Raw genomic sequence first — 1,629 nt, forward strand, 5'->3', positions numbered from 1 at the left:
GGGGTGGTGGTTGCGGTCGTGCGCTCTGTTCGTGGGTGGGTCGGTGCCGCACCGGGGTACCTCCTCGGCGGCGCACGTGCTGCTTTGTTCTTCGGCTGTCTCGCCGTCTCGTGCGCCGCGCTGCGGGGGCACCCCGCTACGTCCCCTCCGGTTGCGGGGGCGCACAAAGCGGGGTGGGGGGTTACGCGCTCCTTGCGCGGGGGTGCCGGTGGTGTCGCGATCCGTGCGCGAGTGGTCGCCCGCGCTTGCCCGCCCCTTCGGGGCGGGTGGAGGAGGTTGTCTCGTGCGCCGCGCTGCGGGGGCGCCCCGCTACGTCCCCTCCGGTGGCGGGGGCGCACAAAGCGGGGTGGGGGTCACGCGCTCCCTGCGTGCTTGGCTAGGCCGTGACCCGCGATCTCCTGTGCCGCAGACAGCTTCGGCTTCGCCGGAGACAAGAAGACGGGCGGGAGGCCGACGTACGGCCGCAACCAGCGATGGTTGTCCACCCCCCACCGCGGGCGCGTCGCTATACGGGCCGGAGGGGACGTGGCGGGGTGCCCCCGCAGCGCGGCGCACATGCTCCCAGGGAGAGCCGAAGAAACAACCCGCACGGTGCGCCGCCGAGGAGGTACCCCGGTGCGGCACCGACCCACGCCACGAACAGAGCGCACGACCGCAACCACCACCCCCGCCCCGAAGGGGCGGGAAAAGCCCGAGGCGCTCGCGTCGACGACGGTCACGTCACAGGCGACCCACAACGTGGACGTCGCGCAACCCCGCCCGGAGGGCCCCGCGCGAACCCGCCCGGAGGGCCCCGCGACGGAGGACCAAGCGCGCAACCGCCTCATGCGCCCCCAAGGGCGCAGCCGTGAACGCCGCCCCCGCCGCGGCCCCCGCGGCCACCGCCCGCCGGGCGAAGTGACCGGGCGTGGTCAGATAGCAGGCCACGCTCACCGCCCCATGGCCCTCGGCCCGCAGGGCCGCCACGACATCGGCCGTGGCCGGCCCGCGGCCGCCCAGATACGAGGGCACGACCCGCGTACCCAGCCGCACCGCGAGCAGCCGCGCCATCCGCTCCGTGTCCCCCACGGCCGCCGGGTCGCTCGACCCGGCGGCCGCCAGCACGACGGGCCCCGCCGAGCGCGGTCGGCCCGCCTCGGCCAGCCGGTCAGCGAGGGCCTCGGCCAGCAGCGGGTGGGGCCCGAGCGCGGCGGCCGTCCGCGCCCGCAGATGCGGCGCGGCGGCCACCGCGGCGGGAAGGTCGACCCGGAGGTGGTAGCCCGTGCCGAGCAGCAGCGGGACGAGCACCACCTCGCCGGTGAGGGCCGCGAGCACGGAGGCCACCGACGGGGCGGCCAGGTCGAGGTGGGCGAGCCGCACCCGTAGGCCGGGGCGCAGGGCCCGCACCCGGTCCAGCAGGGCCTCGCCGGCGGCGACCCCGGCCGGGTCGCGCGTGCCGTGGGCCACCATGAGCAGCGTGGGGGAGCGGTCGTCGGAGCGGGGGAACGCGTGCCTCACCCGTCCACCGCCAGCCGGTAACCCCGCTTCTGGACCGTGCGGACCAGGCCCGCGTGGGCCCCCAGCGCGCTCCGCAGCCGCCCGACGGCCGCCTCCACGGCGTGCTCGTCGGCCCCCGGGCCGCCCCCGGAG

1 protein-coding gene and 1 pseudogene are annotated in these 1,629 nt (G+C 77.4%); both read right to left on the reverse strand.

From position 1 onward, the window contains the following. Positions 1 to 720: 720 nt before the first annotated feature. Positions 721 to 1,497 carry a sirohydrochlorin chelatase gene (locus tag ACSNOD_RS30995; RefSeq protein WP_436770406.1) on the reverse strand — a complete coding sequence of 259 codons (777 nt, stop codon included), beginning with the start codon at positions 1,495 to 1,497 and terminating at the stop codon, positions 721 to 723. Then, positions 1,494 to 1,629: pseudogene (locus tag ACSNOD_RS31000) on the reverse strand (uroporphyrinogen-III synthase); the annotation flags it as partial. The gene ACSNOD_RS30995 and the pseudogene ACSNOD_RS31000, both read right to left, overlap by 4 nt.

Origin of the sequence: Streptomyces sp. URMC 123, assembly GCF_051386515.1 — a bacterium.
In the GTDB taxonomy this organism is placed as follows: domain Bacteria; phylum Actinomycetota; class Actinomycetes; order Streptomycetales; family Streptomycetaceae; genus Streptomyces.